Consider the following 17,412-nt stretch of genomic DNA (forward strand, 5'->3'; position numbering starts at 1 on the left):
TCGGTCTGAAAGGTCAGGTTCGCGTCCAGGGGCGGAGCTTCTCGGGGTTCCGGACGGCCCAGATGCGCTTCACCCGGTCGCCTTCGAGGTCGAAGGCCACCACCACGACGGTGACGCCGTTCAGTTGGGCCACCAGTCCGGGCTGGCCGTTGACCGTGCGTTCCAGGATCGTCAGCGGTGCCCGGGAGGCGAGGTCGGCGAAGACGTGCGCGACCCGCTCGCCGCCTTCGATCGGATGGAGCAGGGCGGAGACGACGCCGCCGCCGTCGGCGATCACCGTGGCGTCGGGGTCGAGGAGGGCGATGAGGGCGTTGATGTCCTTGGCCTCCCACGCCTTCCTGAAGTCGCGGACGACCGCGGCCCGCCTGGTCGCCGGGGTCGCGGACGCCTGCGACGCGCGGATGCGGCGGCGGGCGGACGTGGCCAGCTGGCGGCATGCCGCCGGGCTGCGGCCGACGGTCTCGGCCACCTCGGCGAAGGGGTACCGGAAGACGTCGTGGAGGACGAACGCGACCCGCTCGGCCGGGGTCATCGACTCCAGGACGACGAGGAACGCCATGCTGACCGACTCGTCGAGCGTGACGCGGTCGGCCGGGTCGGTCTCCAGCCGCCCGGTGTCCCACTCCGCGGGTTCGGGCAGCGGCTCGGGGATCCACTCCCCGACGTAGCGCTCCCGCCGCGCCCGCGCCGACCTGAGCACGTCGAAGCAGATGCGGCTCGCGACCTTCGTCATCCAGGCGGCGGGTGAGCGGATCTCCTCCCGCTGCTCCCCGGACATGGCGTACCAGCGGGCATAGGTCTCCTGCACCACGTCTTCCGCCTCGGCGAGCGAGCCGAGCATCCGGTACGCGAGATTGATCAGCTGGCGCCGCTCACTCATGATCGTGTTCAGGTTCGAGTCCGGCGAGCCGTCCGCCCGCGGCGGGTCATGGTCGGGTCGGCTGGTCATCGCGTCGGCTCCCTCGGTCGCTGCTGCCCTCACCCGTCCGACGAGACACCGCGCCGAAGCGTGAGGCCGCCGGCGTTTCCGAGGGACGGGCCCTCGAATCGCCGTCGTCCGCACCCCCTCATGGAGAACCTTATGAACATCGCCCTCTGATCCGTCCCGGACCCGCCCGGTAGACTCCGGGGTGCGGATGGTTCATCCGGGCCTGTGCGGGTCCGGGTGTCGTAAGAGGGAACCCGGTGCGAGTCCGGGACTGCCCCGCAGCGGTGAGCGGGAACGACCGCCGTCATCACGCACTGGGCCCCGCGGCCTGGGAAGCGACGGCCAGTAGGACGCCTCGGAGGACGAGGCGGCGCCCGCGAGTCCGAAGACCTGCCTCCGCCCGCGTACCGGCCGGTACGCGGTGGGTCTGCGGCCTCGTGGGAAGGTCTGCGGCACGGGCGGGTGTCCGCCGTGCGCAGTCCCTTTCACGGGTCGCCCGTGGCACAGCGAGGGAAGCCGCCATGAGCACGACGATCCTCGGATACCCCCGTATCGGGGCACGCCGGGAGCTGAAGTTCGCCACCGAGGACCACTGGGCGGGACGCGCCGGCGCCGACGCGCTCGCCGCGACGGGCCGGGAACTGCGCGCGACGGTCTGGAACGAGCTGCGCGACGCCGGGCTGGACGCGATCCCGTCGAACACGTTCTCCTTCTACGACCAGATGCTCGACACGAGCGTCCTGGTCGACGCCGTCCCGGACCGGTACCGGGGGCTGACCGGGTTCGACCGGTACTTCGCGATGGCGCGCGGCGTCCAGGACCTCCCGCCGCTCGAAATGACCAAGTGGTTCGACACGAACTACCACTACATCGTCCCCGAGCTGGGGCCCGGCACCAGGTTCCGGCTGGCGGAGGGCGCGGCGGCCAAGCCGCTGGCCGAGTACCGCGAGGCCAGGGCGCTCGGGATCGAGACGCGGCCGGTGCTCGTCGGGCCGCTCACGTACCTGCTGCTGGCCAAGCCCTCGACGCCCGGGTTCCGGCCGCTCGACCTGCTCGACGGGCTCGTGGACGTGTACGCCGAGGTGCTGGAGCGGCTGGCCGGGGCCGGGGCCGCGTGGGTGCAGCTCGACGAGCCCGCCCTGGTCGCGGACCGGACCCACGAGGAGATCGGCGCGCTCGCCCGCGCCTACGCGCGGCTCGGGCGGCTGACCAGCAGGCCGCGCCTGATGGTCGGCACGTACTTCGGGACGATCGGCACCGGCGCGCTGCGCACGCTGGCCGGCAGCCGGGTCGAGGCGGTCGGACTGGACTTCGTCGCCGGTCCCGGCAACCTCGACGTCCTCGCCTCGGTCGGCGGGCTGCCGCGCAAGACGCTCGTGGCGGGCGTGGTGGACGGCCGCAACGTGTGGCGCGCCGACCGGCGCCGCGCCAAGGCCACCTGCGCCGCGCTGCTGGGCCTCGTCGACCGGCTCGTGGTGGGCACGTCCTGCTCGCTGCTGCACGTCCCGATCGACCTGGACGCCGAGACGTCGCTGGCCCCGGACGTCCGGGGACGGCTCGCGTTCGCCCGGCAGAAGGTCGACGAGGTCGTCGCGCTCGGGCGGGCGCTGCGCGAGGACGCCCCGGACGCGGCCGAGGCGCTGGAGGCGTCCGCCGCCGAGGCGCCGGAGGCGGGGATCGACGAGGCCGTCCGCGAGCGGCTCGGGTCGATCGGCGACGCGCGCCGGGGCGACCGCGCCGTCCGGTTCGCCGCGCAGCGGGACGCGCTGGGCCTGCCCGAGCTGGCCACGACCACGATCGGCTCGTTCCCGCAGACCCCCGAGATCCGCCGGGCCCGCGCCGACCGCCGCGCCGGGCGCATCACCGAGGACGCCTACGAGCAGGCGATGAAGGACGAGATCGCCCGCGTCATCGCGCTCCAGGAGGACCTGGGCCTGGACGTCCTCGTCCACGGCGAGCCCGAGCGCAACGACATGGTGCAGTACTTCGCCGAGCAGCTCGACGGGTACGCGGCGACCGAGCACGGGTGGGTGCAGTCGTACGGGTCGCGCTACGTCCGGCCGCCGATCCTGCACAGCGACGTCGCGCGGCCCCGGCCGATGACCGTGGAGTGGGCGAGGCACGCGCAGTCGCTCACGAGCAGGCCGGTCAAGGGGATGCTGACGGGCCCGGTCACGATGCTGGCCTGGTCCTTCGTCCGCGACGACCAGCCGCTCGCCGAGACCGCCCGCCAGGTCGCGCTGGCCCTGCGCGACGAGATCTCCGACCTGGAGGCGGCCGGGATCCGCGTCATCCAGGTGGACGAGCCCGCGCTGCGGGAGCTGCTGCCGCTGCGGGACGCCGACCGGCCCGCCTACCTGGACTGGGCGGTCGGCGCGTTCCGCCTCGCCACGTCGGGCGTCGCGGACACCACCCAGATCCACACGCACATGTGCTACTCGGAGTTCGGCGAGATCATCGGCGCGATCGGGGCACTGGACGCCGACGTCACCAGCGTGGAGGCGGCCCGGTCGCACATGGAACTGGTCGGCGATCTGCGCGCCGCCGGGTACGAGAACGGCATCGGGCCGGGCGTGTGGGACATCCACTCCCCACGCGTCCCCGCGGCGGGCGAGATGGAGGAGAACCTGCGGCGCGCGTTGCGGGCCGTCGAGCCGGCGCGGCTGTGGGTCAACCCCGACTGCGGGCTGAAGACGCGCGCCTACCCGGAGACGGAGGCGTCGCTGCGGAACCTGGTCGTGGCGGCGCGCCGCGTCCGGGAGGATGTGACCGGCTGACACCCGTGACCGGGTGAGAGCGCTGGAGACCCGCGTGGTCTGACCGTCCCCCCCGTACGGTCAGACCACGTGGAGGTCGTCCATCGGCTCGCAGAACTGGACGAGGCGTTCGCACACCTCGGTGATGTCGGTGACCGGAAGCTCCCCGGCCTCACCGCAGCGGGCGCGCCAGCGGAACGCCCCCTCTTCGCACCACACCGCCAGGTCGCCCTGGCCGGACAGGACGCAGTGGCCGGGTTCGTCGCGCAGCGCAAGGCGGTCGAGGCCGCGCTGGACGAGCAGTGAGCGAAGGACCCGCATCGCCTGCGCCCCGTCGGCCACCCGCCCGTGCCGGCGGCGGCGCGCGATGCGGGTGCGGGCGATCGGCAGGGCGAACCAGGTGGCCTTGCCGCGGACGGACGGTGAGCTGAGCCGGGACCGGGACGGATGGTATCCCCACCGGCCCTCGGTGAGGATGTCGATGATCTCCAGGCCCCGGCCGTGCTCGCGCATCCCGCCGGGGTCGTCCGGCCGCCCGCGCCACTCCCGCAGCGTGTCGAACGCCTTGACGACCAGCTCGTCGTGGCCTCGCCCGTCGCCGCGCTGGTAGACCCAGAGTTCGGCGCCGGAACACCCGGCGCCGGACGCGGCGTGCTGGAGCACGTTCGTGGCGAGCTCGCTGACCATGAGGGTGATGTCGTCGACGTCCTGGACGGACAGCCCGAGCGCCGGAAGCAGGCTCGCGACGTGGGCCCGCGCCGCCGGGGCGATGACCTCGTCCCCGGGCAGGGGAAGGGCCGCGCAGCCGCCGTTCTCCAGCCTCCAGGGAATGCCGCGCATACCGCGCACCGGTGCGGTCTCCATCATGACGCCACCCTCAGAGTTCGCGGAGCCAAGTCACGATTCAGGCATTCGCGACATGAGACTCCATGGTTCGCGACTCGCTATGTGTGAATCACAGATCTCAGCTTCGCACATCCGGGCGGCGAAGACCCGCTACACGACCAAGGTTCTGCGCGCACCGTTGAGACGTTCAATGAATCCCCCACAAGGAGTACAAAACACAACCCGGCGGGGGGATCTGAACGTGTACCGGCGGAGGCGAGACCGGCCGCTTCGGGCGCTGTAGCGTTGACGGCGCCTGAGAGAGGGCCGCACACACGAAGGTCCCCCAGGGGTGCAGCCCTGGGGGACCTGGTGTGCGGCCCGGTCAGACCTGTATGCGGGTCGGCCGGACCTGGTGAGGGGCCTGGTCAGCGGTCGTACCGGCCCGCCCGCACATCGTCGAGGAACGCGGCGAAGACGGTCCGGGGGACCACGTGCGCTCCGGCCTCGGGTGTCCTGCTGTCGCGCAGCCCGGTGGCCGTTTCGAGGTCGGCGACCTCGACGCAGCCTCCGTTGCTGCTCGCACTCGCGGTGGCCTTGAACCACCGTGCCTGAGAGAGGTCCATAAGCACTTACTCCAGTGTCGTGATCATTTTCTCCAGGTGTTCCGCGGTGTCGGCGGTGCTCAGTGCCGCCTCGCGGATCTGCTCGAAGATGCGGTCATGTGCCTCCACTTTGCCGGGGTCGTCGATCTGCTCGATGGCGGCATCGTTCTCCAGGAAGACCATGGGCGGCTCGTCGCCGGGGAACCGGAAGATGTTGACCAGCGTGGACATGCCCGGGTGCAGGCCGGCCGCGAGGGGCAGCAGCCTCAGCTCGATGTTCGGCCGCCCGGCCATGCTCAGCAGGTGGCGCAGTTGGGCGCGGCGGTCTCCCGCGTCGCCCCACTCGTACATCAGCGACGCCTCGGTGATGAGAGCGACCACCTCGGGGGCCGTCCCGTCGTCACGGTCCAGGATCTGCTGCCGCCTCAGCCGCGCTCGCAGCGCCCGTTCCCGCCACTCGGGCGGCTTCGATCCGGACGTCAGGAGCGCCTGCATGTACGGCAGTGTCTGTAACAGCCCCGGCAGCACCAGCGGCATGACCACCCGGATGGTCGACGCGTCGCCCTCGAACCCGGGAAACTCGTTGTCGAAGACCTCCGGGTAGTCACGCCACCAGGCCCGCTGCCGCGCCCGCGCCGCCAGCTCCTCGAGCTCGTCGAGTGTGTCGCCGCCGTAGATGCGCGCCAGGTCGCGGATGTCGCTGTGCTCGGGACGCACCCAGGTGTTGGCCTCGAACCGCCCGACCTTGCCGCGTCCCCAGTTCAGCCGGTCGCAGACCTGGTTGGCCGTATACCCCGCCTCGACGCGCAGCTCCCGCAGGCGGCGTGCCAGCCCCCGCTTGGCGGCTGTGGCCCCGTACGCGTCACTCATCGGCGCCACCTCCCTTGACATACGGCCGGCATCATCATACGCCTTCCGAATTTGTGAATCACAGATCTGGCGGGACGGAGGCGGCATGGTCGAACTCCCCGTTCTTCACGCCGTCAAGGAAGCAGGCCCACTCATGTTCGTCGAACACCGAGATAAGATCACCAGAGGTACGCAAAAGGGTCCATTCGCCGACAAAAGCGACTTCGATGGCGGCCTCGCCCGCCCCTGAGCGCTTCCAGTCGAGGGTGTCCGGGTCGATGCCCAGTTCTTCCACCGACGGCTTCCTCACTCTGCCCTCCTCGCCACAGCGCAGTACGCCCAACGCGACCCATCACTATCGGCGGCGTCAGGGTCCTCGGCACCCCACTCCCCGATATAGCAGACCTTCGGCGCCGCCCCCTTCCACGGCGGAACGATCTCCATACCGTCAAAGAAGCGCTCGACATCCGGGCGGCTCCGCATGTAAGCGTTGGACGTGGAGCGTGCGTACACGTCGTTGATCGCGTCGACCGCCCCCTCGGCGTGGCGGTCGGGGGTCGCGGCGGACATCGCCAGGTAGCTGCCGGGCGCGAGCCGGCTCATGTACCGCCGGACGAGCCCCCACGGGTCCTCCTCGTCCGACAGGAAGTGGGTCACCGCCATCAGCAGCAGCCCGACGGGCTCCCCGAGATCCAGGGTCGCCAGGGTCTCCTCGTGCCCGAGCACGCCGTCCAGATCACGGAGTTCGGCCGTGATGAACGCCGTCCCGGACGACCCCTCCAGCAGGGTGTTCGCATGGACGCGGACGATCGGATCGTTGTCGACGTACACGACCCGCGCATCGGGCGCGACCGCCTGGGCGGCGTCGTGCGTGTTGTTCATCGTCGGCAGTCCGGCGCCGATGTCGATGAACTGCCGGATGCCCTGCTCGGCCAGCCACCGCGTCGAACGCTGGAGGAAGCCGCGGTTCGCCCAGGCGGCGTCCTCCAACTCCGGCATCTGGGCGCGGATCGACTCGGCGGCCTGGCGGTCCACCTCGTAATTGTCGGTGCCACCGAGGTAGTAGTCGTACAGCCGCGCCGGGCTGGGCACGGTGATGTCCACCCCGGGCGGGGCCTCTTCCATGTCGCTCACCGTTCTCGCCTCCGTTGCCGCAACTTGTGATGCACGAATTATGAAACATGTCTGGTCTCCCCGCGATGGTTCAGACTTGACCGACTGCCCCCACGGGGTTGGTACGAGGATTCACCTTCCCTTCCTAGGGCATGACCGGGCCATCGAATGCCGGAAAGGAGGATGGATCATGAAGACCGCACCGGAACTCGCACTGCGGCAGCTCACGATGCAGTTCATCGGCAACGCGACGACGCTGCTGCGCTGTGGGCCCTTCACGCTGCTGACCGACCCCAACTTCCTGCACCGCGGGCAGCGCGCGTACCTGGGAAACGGGCTGACCTCCCGGCGGCTGACCGAACCCGCGCTGCGCGCCGACGAACTCCCGCAGCTCGACGCCGTCGTCCTGTCCCACCTCCACGGCGACCACTGGGACCGGGTCGCCCGCGCGAAGCTCGACCGGGGCCTGCCGATCGTCACGACGCCGCACGGAGCGCGCCGCCTCCAGGGCTGGCACCGCTTCCGCCACGCGGTCGGCCTGCGCACCTGGGAGTCGCACACGTTCGTCAAGGACGGCGCGCTCCTGCGCGTCACCTCGATGCCCGGACGGCACGCGCCCGGCCCCGCCCGGAGGCTCCTCCCGCCGGTCATGGGCAGCCTGCTGGAGTTCGGCCCCGCCACGGGCGACGTCCAGTTCCGCCTCTACATCACCGGCGACACCCTGATGTTCGACGGAATCCAGCAGATCGCACGCCGCAACCGCGACATCGATCTGGCCATCCTCCACCTGGGCGGAACCAAGCTGCCCGGCGGGCTCATCGTCACCATGGACGCCGCCCAAGGCGCCGACCTACTGGAGACGATCCGTCCGGCGAGCGCCGTCCCGGTCCACTACGACGACTACACCGTCTTCAGCTCGTCGCTGGACGACTTCCGCCGCGAACTGGACCGGCGCGGCCTCGCCGGAGACGTCACCTACGTCGACCGCGGCGAAACCCACACCTTCACTCACGCCACGGGCACCCACTTCACGGGCTGAGCCGGCCGCTGCTCAGACGCCCACGGGATGCCAGACGGTCTTGGTCTCGAGGAAGGCGGTCATCCGGACGGTTCCGGGCTCGGCGGTCCAGTCCGTGGGCGCCGGGCGCAGCACGCGTTTGAGGTTGGCGACCGCGGCCTCTTCCAGGTCCCGCACGTCGTCGCCGGGGACACCGGCGAGATCGACGGCGTTGACGTCCATGTGCGAGGCCAGCCAGGGCGCCAGTTCGCCGCGGTGGCCGGTGAGGACGTTGACCACGCCGCCGGGCAGGTCGGAGGTGGCCAGCACCTCGGCCAGCGTGACCGCCGGCAGCGGCGCGGGCTCGGAGGCGACGACGACGCAGGTGTTGCCGGTCACGATCGCCGGGGCGATGACCGATACCAGGCCCAGCAGCGGCGAGTCGGGGGCCACGAGGCCCACGACGCCGGTGGGTTCGGGAGTGGAGAAGTTGAAGAACGGGCCGGAGACCGGGTTGGCCGACCCCGCGACGGCGGTGAGCTTGTCCGCCCAGCCCGCGTACCACACCCACCGGTCGATCGCCGCGGACACCTCGGCGGACGCGGCCGCCTTGCCCGCGCCGGCGGCCCGGAGTTCGTCGGCGAACTGGCCGTGGCGTCCCTCCAGCATCTCCGCGACGCGGTAGAGGATCTGCCCGCGGTTGTACGGGGTGCGCCCGGCCCACCCGGCGAAGGCGCCGCGGGCGGCGACCACCGCGTCCCGCACGTCCTTGCGGGAGGCCCGCGCGGCGTTGGCCACGAATCGGCCCCGAGCGTCGTTCACGACCACCGTCCTGCCGGACTCCGAGCGCGGCATGGCGCCGCCGATGAACAGCTTGTAGGTCTTGCGAACCGCCAGCCGTGACTCAGACATGCAGGTAGCCCTCCAGACCGTGCCGGCCGCCCTCGCGGCCGAAGCCGGACTCCTTGTAGCCGCCGAACGGCGACGCCGGATCGAACTTGTTGAAGGTGTTGGCCCAGACGACGCCCGCGCGGAGCCGCTCGGCCATCCACAGGATGCGCGAGCCCTTCTCCGTCCAGACGCCGGCGGACAGGCCGTAGGGGGTGTTGTTGGCCTTCTCCACGGCCTCGGCGGGGGTGCGGAACGTCAGCACCGACAGCACGGGCCCGAAGATCTCCTCCCGCGCGATCCGGTGCGACTGCGCCACACCGGTGAACAGCGTCGGAGCGAACCAGAATCCGCGCTGCGGCAGGTCGCACGGGGGCGACCACCGCTGCGCGCCCTCCCGCTCGCCCACCTCGGACAGCTCGGTGATCCTGGCGAGCTGCCCGGCCGAGTTGATCGCGCCGATGTCGGTGTTCTTGTCGAGCGGATCCCCGACGCGCAGGGTGCTCATCCGCGCCCTGAGCCGTTCGAGCAGCGGCTCGGCGACCGATTCCTGGACCAGGAGCCGCGACCCCGCGCAGCACACGTGGCCCTGGTTGAAGAAGATCCCGTTCACGATCCCCTCGACCGCCTGGTCCATCGCCGCGTCGTCGAAGACGACGTTGGCGGCCTTGCCGCCGAGCTCCAGGGTCAGCTTCTTGCGGGTGCCCGCCACCGCGCGGGCGATCTGCCTGCCGACCTCGGTGGACCCGGTGAAGGCGACCTTGTCGACGCCCGGATGCTCCACCAGCGCCCGGCCGGTCTCGCCCGCGCCGGTGACGATGTTCACCACGCCGGGCGGCAGGTCGGCCTGGCGGCAGATGTCGGCGAAGACCAGCGCGGTGAGCGGGGTCGTCTCGGCGGGCTTGAGGACGACGGTGTTGCCGCACGCCAGCGCGGGAGCGATCTTCCACGCCAGCATGAGCAGCGGGAAGTTCCACGGGATCACCTGCCCCGCGACCCCGAGCGGGCGGGGGTCCGCGCCGAATCCGGCGTGGCCGAGCTTGTCGGCCCAGCCCGCGTAGTAGAAGAAGTTGGCGGCGACCTGCGGCAGGTCCACATCGCGGGACTCGCGGATCGGCTTGCCGTTGTCGATCGACTCCAGCACCGCCAGTTCGCGCGAGCGTTCCTGGATCAGCCGCGCGATCCGGTACAGGTACTTGGCGCGTTCCCGGCCGGGCATCCTGCCCCACACCGTGTCGTAGGCGGCGCGGGCGGCCGCGACCGCGCGGTCCACGTCGGTGGCGTCCGCGCACGCGACCTCCGCGAGGGGTTCCTCGCTGGACGGGTCGATCGTCTTGAACGGCTCGCCGCGCCCGTCGACGAACTCGCCGCCGATGAACAGCCCGTAGGAGGCGCGGATATCGGCGATGGCCCGCGATTCGGGCGCCGGGGCGTACTCGAAAACCGTTTTCTCGGAAGCCATGGCTCAGTCCAGGGTGAAGTAGTCGGGGCCCGCGTACGTGCCGGTGGCCAGCTTGCGGCGCTGCATCAGCAGGTCGTTGAGCAGGCTGGACGCGCCGAGCCTGAACCACCGCGGGGTCAGCCAGTCCGGCCCGGCGGTCTCGTTGACCAGCACCAGGTACTTGATCGCGTCCTTGGTGGTGCGGATCCCGCCGGCCGGTTTGACTCCGACCTGGCGGCCCGTCCGGTCGCGGTGGTCGCGTACCGCCTCCAGCATGATCAGCGTGACGGGGAGCGTGGCGGCCGGCGCGACCTTGCCGGTGGAGGTCTTGATGAAGTCGGCCCCGGCCCGCATCGCCAGCCACGACGCGCGCCGCACGTTGTCGTAGGTGGCCAGCTCGCCGGTTTCGAGGATGACCTTCAGGTGCGCGTCCCCGCAGGCGTCCTTGACCGCGGCGATCTCCTCGGACACCTTGGCGTAGTCCCCGGCCAGGAAGGCGCCGCGGTCGATCACCATGTCGATCTCGCTCGCCCCGGCCTCGACGGCGGCGCGGGTGTCGGCCAGCTTCGCCTCCAGCGGCGCCCGGCCGGACGGGAAGGACGTGGCCACGGACGCGACCCCGACCCCCGTCCCCGCCAGGGCGTGCACGGCGACGTCCACCATGTCCGGGTAGACGCACACCGCGGCGACCTGCGGAACGGACGGATCGGACGGGTCCGGGTGGGCGGCCTTGGCGCTCAGCGCCCGTACCTTGCCGGGCGTGTCGGCGCCTTCCAGGGTCGTCAGGTCCACCATCGAGACGGCGAGATCGATCGCCTCCGCCTTGGCCGAGGTCTTGATCGAACGCGTCGCCAGCCGCGCCGCCCGCTCCTCGGCGCCCACCTGGTCCACGCCGGGCAGGCCGTGCAGGAACGCGCGCAGCTCGCGGGCGGTGGAGGGGACGTCCTGGGACGCGCGGGTGAGGGTCGGTTCAGGCACGGTCGCCCCTGTTCTCGAGGATGCGGTTCAGGATGAGGGCCGCCACCAGGATCAGGCCGGTGACGAGCATCTGGAAGAACGAGCTCAGGCCCATCAGGTTGAACAGGTTGCTCAGCACCGAGAGCAGCAGCACGGCGATGAACGTGCCGAACACCTTGCCCCTGCCGCCGAAGAGGTTGGTCCCGCCGAGCACGACGGCCGCGATGGCGTCCAGCTCCAGCCCGCTGAACGCGGTGGGCTGGCCGATGGTGAGGCGCGAGGTGAGCAGGATGCCGGCGAGCGCGGCGAGCAGCCCGGAGATGGTGAAGACCGCCATGGTGACGGCGCGCACGGGGACGCCGGACAGGCGGGCCGCCTCCCGGTTGCTCCCGGTGGCGTAGATGTACTCGCCGAACGTCGTTCCGCGCAGGATGAGGGCGGCGATGATCGTGACCCCGATGAAGATGAGGCCGACGATCGGGACGCGTCCGATGAATCCTCCGCCGATCAGCTGGAAGGCGTCCGGGGCGTCCCCGCCCGCGGGCGTCCCCCCGGTGAGGAGGTAGGTGAGCCCGCGGATGCTGGTGAGCCCGGCGAGGGTGACCATGAACGCGGGCAGCGACAGGTAGGCCGTCAGCCCGCCCATGATCCCCCCGGCGGCCGCCCCGGCGGCGAGCGTCACGAGGATGGCGAGCACCGGGTTGAAGCCGCCGTCCGACATGAGGACGGCGACGAGCATCCCGCCGAAGGCAGCGGTGCTGCCGACCGACAGGTCGATGCCCGCGGTGAGGATGACCAGGGTCATGCCGATGGCGACGATGCCGGTGAGACTGGACTGCTGGAGCAGGTTGGCGATGTTGCGGGTGGTCAGGAACTCCGGGGCGAGCAGAGCGGCCACCACGCACAGCAGCAGGAACACCACCAGCAGGTTCCCGCTGCGGATCAGGTCGAGGCCGCGTCGCCGGAACAGGTCGCCGGCGTCCGCGAGCCGGGACTCCGAAACGGTCCGTTCCGGGGGGCGTGGGGGGTCGTCCCCCCACAAAGAACCGGTCTGGGTCATGGCGTGGCTCCAGTGATGACGGTGTGGGCGATGTCGGCCTCGGGGGTGGTGCGCGGGTCGAAGGCGGCGATGTTGCGGCCCTCGTGCATCACCCAGACGGTGTCGGCGTGCGCGGTCAGCTCGGGCAGCTCGCTGCTGGCCAGCAGCACGGCCACGCCGTCGTCGGCGAGGCGGCGGACCTGGCGGTAGAGGTCGGCCTTGGCTCCGATGTCGAGGCCGCGGGTGGGCTCGTCCAGCAGCAGCACCCGCATGCCCCGGGTGATCCACTTGGCCAGGACGACCTTCTGCTGGTTCCCTCCCGACAGCAGGCCGACGGGCTGGTCCGGGGAGGCGTGCTTGACGCCCAGGTCCTTGAGCACGGGTGCGGTCATCCGCTTGCCGCGGGAGCGGGGCGCGGCCCAGCCGAGCGCGGCGATCGCGGCGTTGCGGGCGACGCCGAGACTGAGGAACAGCCCCTGCTCCTTGCGGCTCTCGGGGACGAGGGCGAGCCCGTTGCGCACCGCGGTGCGGGGGCCCGCCACCTTCAGCGGCTTCCCGTCCAGGCGGGCACGGACCTCCCCGCGGACGGCGCCGAACAGCGCGTTCAGCAGCGTGGTGCGCCCCGCGCCGCCCAGCCCCGCCAGCCCGACGATCTCGCCCGCCCGGACGTCCAGCCCGGCGACGTCGAGGATGCGGCCGACCCGCACCCGTTCCACGGCGAGCCGGGGCTCGCCGGACGGCGCCGGGGGGCGGTCGGTGCGGCGGACCTGCTCGCGGGCCTTCCCGATCATGGCGCCGACCAGCTCGTCATGGGTGGTGGCGCCCAGGTCGAACACGCCGACGTCGCGTCCGTCGCGCAGGACGGTGGCGCGGTCGCCGACCTCCGACACCTCGTCCAGCCGGTGGGAGATGTAGATGATCGCGCGGCCCTCGGCGGCCAGGTCCCGGATGACGGAGAAGACGACCTCCAGGTCGCGTGCGCCGAGGGTGGCGGAGGGCTCGTCCATGACGATGACCTTGGCGTCGCTGGTCAGCGCCTTGGCGATGGCGGTGAGCTGCTGCGCGGCGATGGACAGCGAGCCGACCCGGTCCTCGGGGGAGAAGGCGCCGCCGAGCCGGTCGATCAGTTCCCGCGCCGCCGCCGACCGCTGCCGCTTGCGGACGATCGGGCCGCGTGCGGGCGCGTGCCCGAGGAAGAGGTTCTGCGCGACGGTGAGATCCGGGGCGAGGTCGAGTTCCTGGTAGATGACGCTGATTCCGGCGGCGATCCCGTCCTGGGGGCCGCTGTTGCGCAGCGTCCGGCCGTCAAGGACGATCTCGCCCCCGTCCGGCCGGTAGGACCCGGCGAGGATCTTCACCAGCGTGCTCTTGCCCGCGCCGTTCTCACCGAGCAGGCAGTGCACCTCCCCCGCGCGGACCGACAGGTTCGCGCCGTCGCAGGCGACCGTGCCGGGGAAGCGCTTGACGATCCCCTTCATCTGGAGGAGCGGGGGCGCGGTGCCGTCGCCTCCGCTCGCCGTCCGCCGGCTTTCGCTCACGTCGCTCATGAGGCCTCCAGCAGGTGCGCGGCGGTGTGATGGTCGGTGATCAGGACGTTGCATATCCGGCTCGCCACGACGGCCCGGCACACGCGGTGCTTGGCGGCGCCCGCGACCACGGCGATCGACCACGGGCCGGCGCGCAGGTCGTCCAGGGTCACGCCGAGGGTGCGGCGGTCGAGCTCGTCCTGGACGACCGCGCCGTCGCCGTCGATGAACCGTCCGACGACGTCCCCCACTCCGCCCGCGCCGGCGATCCCGTCGACGTCCGCGGAACTCAGGTAGCCGGACTCCACCAGGACCGAGTCGTGCGCGAGCGCGCCGGGGCTGAACAGGAAGGCGCCGCAGTGCCGGGCCAGCTCCAGCACGCCCGCGACCGAGCGGTCGCTCTCCAGCGCCTCGCGCGTGGTGTCCTTCTCCACGATGGCGGGGGCCGACAGCAGCGTGACGGTGCCGCCGCCGTGGTGGGCGAGGCGGCTCGCCATGTCGGACGCGGAGGTCGGCCGCCGGGTGCGGCTCAGCCCGCCGTTCACCTGGACGACGTGCACGCCGCGGGCCCAGCCGGGCTGGACCTGCGCCGCGACCGCGTCGAGCGTGCGTCCCCAGGAGACGCCGAGGGTACGGGGCGCCGGGCTGAGATCGGCCAGGTAGCGGGCGGCGGCGCCGGCGACCCGGTCGCGCAGCTCGACCTCGCCGTCCACACCGTCGGCGGGGACGACGACCGCGTCGCGCAGCCCGTACCGCTCGATCACGGCGCGCTCGTCGGCGTGCCTGCGGTGGCGCGGATGGACGATCTCGATGCGGACGATGCCGGCGGTGCGGGCCTCGGCGAGCAGCCGGCCCACCTTCCAGCGGGTCAGGTGCAGCTTGCGGCCGATCTGCTCCTGCGTCTGGTCGCCCTCGTAGTACATCTCGGCGACCCGCAGCAGCAGGTCCTCGTAGTCGAGGTCGTCAGCGTCCATGGGTCTCTCCGCGGGGGCGGCTCAGCCGGTGCGCCACGTCACGGGTGGCGTCCGTGGCCTGCCGGTAGAGGGCGTATCCGTCGTCGTAGGCGCCGTCCCCGGCGGTCGCCGACGGCTCGATCAGGGTGGTGGCGGGCGTGAACGCCTCCGCGGCGGCGGCCAGCCCGGAATGGGCGCCGGTGACGGTGGAGGCGATGACCGCGCAGGCGCGCAACGTGAGGTTGTCGCCGGCGCCGACCAGCCGCAGCGGACGTCCGAGGACGTCGGCGGTGACCTCCAGCCACAGCGGGTTGTGCTGGATGCCGCCGGAGACGTAGATGTCGGACACCGGGACACCGGCCTCAAGGAACGAGTCCAGGACCTGCCGGGTGCCGTAGGCGACCCCTTCCACGGCGGCCCGGTACAGCTGCGCGGGCGTGGTGCCGAGGGTCAGGCCGAGGACGGCGCCGCGCAGCGCGGGGTCGCGCAGCGGCGTGCGGTTGCCCATGAAGTAGTCGAGGACCATGAGGCCGTGCTCGCCGGGCCGGACTCGCGCGGCCTCGTCCCACAGTTCCGGGAGCCGTTCGCGGCTCAGCCCGAGCATGTCCTCGCTGACCCAGCGCAGCACCGAGCCCGCCGAGACCTGCCCGCCCTCCACGAGCCAGTGCCCGCCGCGCAGCGCGTCCGGGTACGGGCCCCAGATCGCGGGGGTGAACACCGGGTCCTCGATCTCGGCGACGAACGCGTTGGACGTCCCGCAGACGACCGACAGCCGGCCGGATTCCAGGCCGCCGGTCGCCAGCAGCGACAGGTGGGCGTCGATGCCGCCGGCGGCGACCGTGGGCGTGCCGCGCATCCCGAGGTCGGCGGCGGCCTCGCGGGTGACCTCGCCCGCCGCCGCGCCGACCGGCAGCACCGCCGGCGGCAGCTTCGCGGCCAGGTCGGGGACGCCGAGCAGCTCGTAGAGGTCGGACGGGTAGCCGCCGGGGCCGTGGTTGGACTTGCACACGGCGTTCATCCGCGATGCCGTCCACGTCCCGGTGAGCCGCCAGGTCAGGTAGTCGACCGCCTCGACGATGCGGGCGGCCCGCCGGTAGGTCTCCGGTTCGCGGCGGGCCAGCCACATCGCCTTCGGCACGAGCCATTCCACGGCGTCGGCGCCGCCCGCGTACCGGAGCGCCTCGTGGCCGGTCCCGGCGGTCAGCGCGGACTCCGCCCCCGCGCGGGAGTCCATCCACAGGATCGCCGGGCGCAGCGGGCGGCCCGCGTCGTCGAGGACGACGACGGTGGAGGCCGTGGTGGCGACCGCGACGCCCGCGACCGGCGGGTCCCCCGCCTCGGCCAGGGCCGCGCGGGTCGCGGCGACGACGGCGCGCCACCAGTCCTCGGGGTCCTGCTCGGCCCAGCCCGGACGCGGGTAGCGGGTGGCGTAGCCGTCCCGTCCCGTGCCGAGCACCGCGCCGCCGGCGTCGAAGACGGCGACCCGCGCCCCTTCGGTGCCCAGGTCGATGCCCAGAAGCGCGCTCACGTTCCCTCCCGTCCGGACGAGTGCCCGCTCATTGGCCGGACCCTGGAAGGAACAGCACCTTGGAGCTGAAGATGGAACGGTCCCCCAGCGCCCGCATCGTCTCCGGCAGCGCGTCCAGGCCCAGCTCATGCGTGATCATGAACTTCCAGTTCAGCGTGCCGGACGCCATCGCGTCCGCGGTCGCGCGCCACTCCCCGCCGGGGAACGGCGCGGAGAAGGAGTTCCACGCGCCGTGCAGGGTGATCTCCCTGCGGAGGAAGTCGTTGAACGTGCCCTTGGCCAGTTCGACCGGCGCGTGCGGGATGCCGATGAAGACCGCCTCGCCGCGCCGCGCGCACAGCGACGCGGCCATGTCCGCCGCCACCGGGCTGCCCGCGGACTCGACGACCACGTCGTAGCCGTCCCCCGCCAGGTCGCGGGCCTGCTCGGCGCCGGCGGCGGTCTGCGTGGCGCCCGCCTCCTTCGCCATCGCCAGCTTCCGGTCGTCCAGCTCGACCGCGAGCACCTCCGACGCGCCCGCCAGCCGCGCCCACTGGATCGCGAACAGGCCGATCGGCCCGGCGCCGACGACCGCCACCCGGTGCCCGATGCCGAGCCGGGTGCGCCAGATCGCGTGCAACGCGATCGCCGCCGGGTCGATCATCGCGGCCGCCACGGCGGGCACCCCGTCCGGCACGGTGAACAGGTTGCGGGACGGGACCGTGACGTACTCGGCGTACGCGCCGTCCCGCCTGCTGCCGAAGTAGTCGTAGTCCAGGCAGAGGCTGAACCTGCCCCGCTGGCACTCCCCGCAGGCGAAGCAGGGGATCAGCGGAGGCACGGTCACCAGGTCGCCCTCGGCCGCGCCGCTCACCCCCGGCCCGGCCGCCACCACGCGTCCCGAGAACTCGTGGCCGCAGATGACCGGCATCCGGTGCGCGCCCGCCTTCAGCATGCGGGCGATGTCCGAACCGCATACGCCGCACACCTCGACCCGCACCAGCGCCTCGCCCGGGGCGGGTTCGGGG

At 72.2% G+C, this 17,412-nt stretch carries 16 protein-coding genes and 1 riboswitch; of the genes, 2 read left to right on the forward strand and 14 right to left on the reverse strand.

Annotation, left to right across the window (positions count from 1 at the left end):
* Nucleotides 1–13: 13 nt before the first annotated feature.
* The gene (gene sigJ / locus E1281_RS10690) at nt 14–949 is read right to left on the reverse strand and encodes an RNA polymerase sigma factor SigJ (protein ID WP_131877131.1); all 936 of its coding nucleotides are present in this window, start codon (nt 947–949) and stop codon (nt 14–16) included.
* Between the two features lie 191 nt (nt 950–1,140).
* A riboswitch (cobalamin riboswitch) is annotated at nt 1,141–1,341 on the forward strand.
* 108 nt (nt 1,342–1,449) lie between these two features.
* On the opposite strand from sigJ, the gene metE reads away from it, so the two are divergent.
* Nucleotides 1,450–3,705 carry a 5-methyltetrahydropteroyltriglutamate--homocysteine S-methyltransferase gene (gene metE / locus E1281_RS10695; RefSeq protein WP_131877132.1) on the forward strand — a complete coding sequence of 752 codons (2,256 nt, stop codon included), beginning with the start codon at nt 1,450–1,452 and terminating at the stop codon, nt 3,703–3,705.
* Between the two features lie 60 nt (nt 3,706–3,765).
* Here the strand turns inward: metE and E1281_RS10700 are convergent, their stop codons facing one another.
* From E1281_RS10700 to E1281_RS10720, 5 genes are all read right to left on the reverse strand, one after another.
* Nucleotides 3,766–4,551: a hypothetical protein gene (locus tag E1281_RS10700; RefSeq protein ID WP_131877133.1), complete on the reverse strand. Its 786-nt coding sequence runs from the start codon at nt 4,549–4,551 to the stop codon at nt 3,766–3,768.
* A gap of 386 nt (nt 4,552–4,937) precedes the next feature.
* Nucleotides 4,938–5,135 (reverse strand): DUF397 domain-containing protein, encoded by a 198-nt coding sequence (locus E1281_RS10705; protein ID WP_131877134.1) that lies wholly within the window; start codon nt 5,133–5,135, stop codon nt 4,938–4,940.
* Nucleotides 5,136–5,141: 6 nt separating this feature from the next.
* Nucleotides 5,142–5,984: a helix-turn-helix transcriptional regulator gene (locus E1281_RS10710; protein WP_165958862.1), complete on the reverse strand. Its 843-nt coding sequence runs from the start codon at nt 5,982–5,984 to the stop codon at nt 5,142–5,144.
* 58 nt (nt 5,985–6,042) lie between these two features.
* Nucleotides 6,043–6,258 carry a DUF397 domain-containing protein gene (locus tag E1281_RS10715; RefSeq protein ID WP_207943212.1) on the reverse strand — a complete coding sequence of 72 codons (216 nt, stop codon included), beginning with the start codon at nt 6,256–6,258 and terminating at the stop codon, nt 6,043–6,045.
* A gap of 11 nt (nt 6,259–6,269) precedes the next feature.
* Nucleotides 6,270–7,088 (reverse strand): SAM-dependent methyltransferase, encoded by an 819-nt coding sequence (locus E1281_RS10720; protein ID WP_243716822.1) that lies wholly within the window; start codon nt 7,086–7,088, stop codon nt 6,270–6,272.
* 178 nt (nt 7,089–7,266) lie between these two features.
* Between E1281_RS10720 and E1281_RS10725 the strand changes: the two genes are divergently transcribed.
* Nucleotides 7,267–8,115 carry an MBL fold metallo-hydrolase gene (locus E1281_RS10725; RefSeq protein ID WP_131877138.1) on the forward strand — a complete coding sequence of 283 codons (849 nt, stop codon included), beginning with the start codon at nt 7,267–7,269 and terminating at the stop codon, nt 8,113–8,115.
* 12 nt (nt 8,116–8,127) lie between these two features.
* On the opposite strand, the gene E1281_RS10730 is transcribed toward E1281_RS10725, so the two are convergent.
* The 8 genes from E1281_RS10730 to E1281_RS10765 all read right to left on the reverse strand — a co-directional run.
* The gene (locus tag E1281_RS10730; RefSeq protein ID WP_131877139.1) at nt 8,128–8,985 is read right to left on the reverse strand and encodes an aldehyde dehydrogenase family protein; all 858 of its coding nucleotides are present in this window, start codon (nt 8,983–8,985) and stop codon (nt 8,128–8,130) included.
* Nucleotides 8,978–10,423: an aldehyde dehydrogenase family protein gene (locus E1281_RS10735; protein WP_131877140.1), complete on the reverse strand. Its 1,446-nt coding sequence runs from the start codon at nt 10,421–10,423 to the stop codon at nt 8,978–8,980. The genes E1281_RS10730 and E1281_RS10735 overlap by 8 nt, the downstream gene beginning before the upstream one ends.
* 3 nt (nt 10,424–10,426) lie before the next feature.
* Entirely contained in the window at nt 10,427–11,380 is a 954-nt protein-coding gene (deoC, locus tag E1281_RS10740; protein ID WP_131877141.1) for a deoxyribose-phosphate aldolase, read from the reverse strand.
* Complete coding sequence (locus E1281_RS10745; RefSeq protein ID WP_131877142.1) at nt 11,373–12,419, reverse strand: ABC transporter permease; 1,047 nt, start codon at nt 12,417–12,419, stop codon at nt 11,373–11,375. The genes deoC and E1281_RS10745 overlap by 8 nt, the downstream gene beginning before the upstream one ends.
* A complete protein-coding gene (locus tag E1281_RS10750) occupies nt 12,416–13,945 on the reverse strand; it encodes a sugar ABC transporter ATP-binding protein (RefSeq protein ID WP_131877143.1) in 1,530 nt (509 codons plus the stop codon). The genes E1281_RS10745 and E1281_RS10750 overlap by 4 nt, the downstream gene beginning before the upstream one ends.
* Nucleotides 13,942–14,898: a sugar-binding domain-containing protein gene (locus E1281_RS10755; protein WP_131877144.1), complete on the reverse strand. Its 957-nt coding sequence runs from the start codon at nt 14,896–14,898 to the stop codon at nt 13,942–13,944. Before E1281_RS10755 ends, E1281_RS10750 begins: the two co-directional genes overlap by 4 nt.
* On the reverse strand, nt 14,888–16,405 hold the full coding sequence (locus E1281_RS10760; RefSeq protein ID WP_131877145.1) for an FGGY-family carbohydrate kinase: 1,518 nt from the start codon (nt 16,403–16,405) through the stop codon (nt 14,888–14,890). Before E1281_RS10760 ends, E1281_RS10755 begins: the two co-directional genes overlap by 11 nt.
* A gap of 28 nt (nt 16,406–16,433) precedes the next feature.
* Nucleotides 16,434–17,412, reverse strand: a 979-nt coding sequence (locus tag E1281_RS10765) for a galactitol-1-phosphate 5-dehydrogenase (RefSeq protein ID WP_131877146.1), incomplete at its 5' end; no start/stop codon positions are given.

This window comes from Actinomadura sp. KC345 (assembly GCF_004348515.1).
GTDB lineage: Bacteria > Actinomycetota > Actinomycetes > Streptosporangiales > Streptosporangiaceae > Spirillospora.

Excerpts from the sequence above, each read along its gene's own strand:
- sigJ (WP_131877131.1), bottom strand. The coding sequence starts at position 949 with ATGACCAGCCGACCCGACCATGACCCGCCGCGGGCGGACGGCTCGCCG.
- E1281_RS10700 (WP_131877133.1), bottom strand. The coding sequence starts at position 4,551 with ATGATGGAGACCGCACCGGTGCGCGGTATGCGCGGCATTCCCTGGAGG.
- metE (WP_131877132.1), top strand. The coding sequence starts at position 1,450 with ATGAGCACGACGATCCTCGGATACCCCCGTATCGGGGCACGCCGGGAG.
- E1281_RS10730 (WP_131877139.1), bottom strand. The coding sequence starts at position 8,985 with ATGTCTGAGTCACGGCTGGCGGTTCGCAAGACCTACAAGCTGTTCATC.
- E1281_RS10710 (WP_165958862.1), bottom strand. The coding sequence starts at position 5,984 with ATGAGTGACGCGTACGGGGCCACAGCCGCCAAGCGGGGGCTGGCACGC.
- E1281_RS10745 (WP_131877142.1), bottom strand. The coding sequence starts at position 12,419 with ATGACCCAGACCGGTTCTTTGTGGGGGGACGACCCCCCACGCCCCCCG.
- E1281_RS10705 (WP_131877134.1), bottom strand. The coding sequence starts at position 5,135 with ATGGACCTCTCTCAGGCACGGTGGTTCAAGGCCACCGCGAGTGCGAGC.
- E1281_RS10735 (WP_131877140.1), bottom strand. The coding sequence starts at position 10,423 with ATGGCTTCCGAGAAAACGGTTTTCGAGTACGCCCCGGCGCCCGAATCG.
- E1281_RS10720 (WP_243716822.1), bottom strand. The coding sequence starts at position 7,088 with ATGGAAGAGGCCCCGCCCGGGGTGGACATCACCGTGCCCAGCCCGGCG.
- E1281_RS10725 (WP_131877138.1), top strand. The coding sequence starts at position 7,267 with ATGAAGACCGCACCGGAACTCGCACTGCGGCAGCTCACGATGCAGTTC.
- E1281_RS10755 (WP_131877144.1), bottom strand. The coding sequence starts at position 14,898 with ATGGACGCTGACGACCTCGACTACGAGGACCTGCTGCTGCGGGTCGCC.
- E1281_RS10750 (WP_131877143.1), bottom strand. The coding sequence starts at position 13,945 with ATGAGCGACGTGAGCGAAAGCCGGCGGACGGCGAGCGGAGGCGACGGC.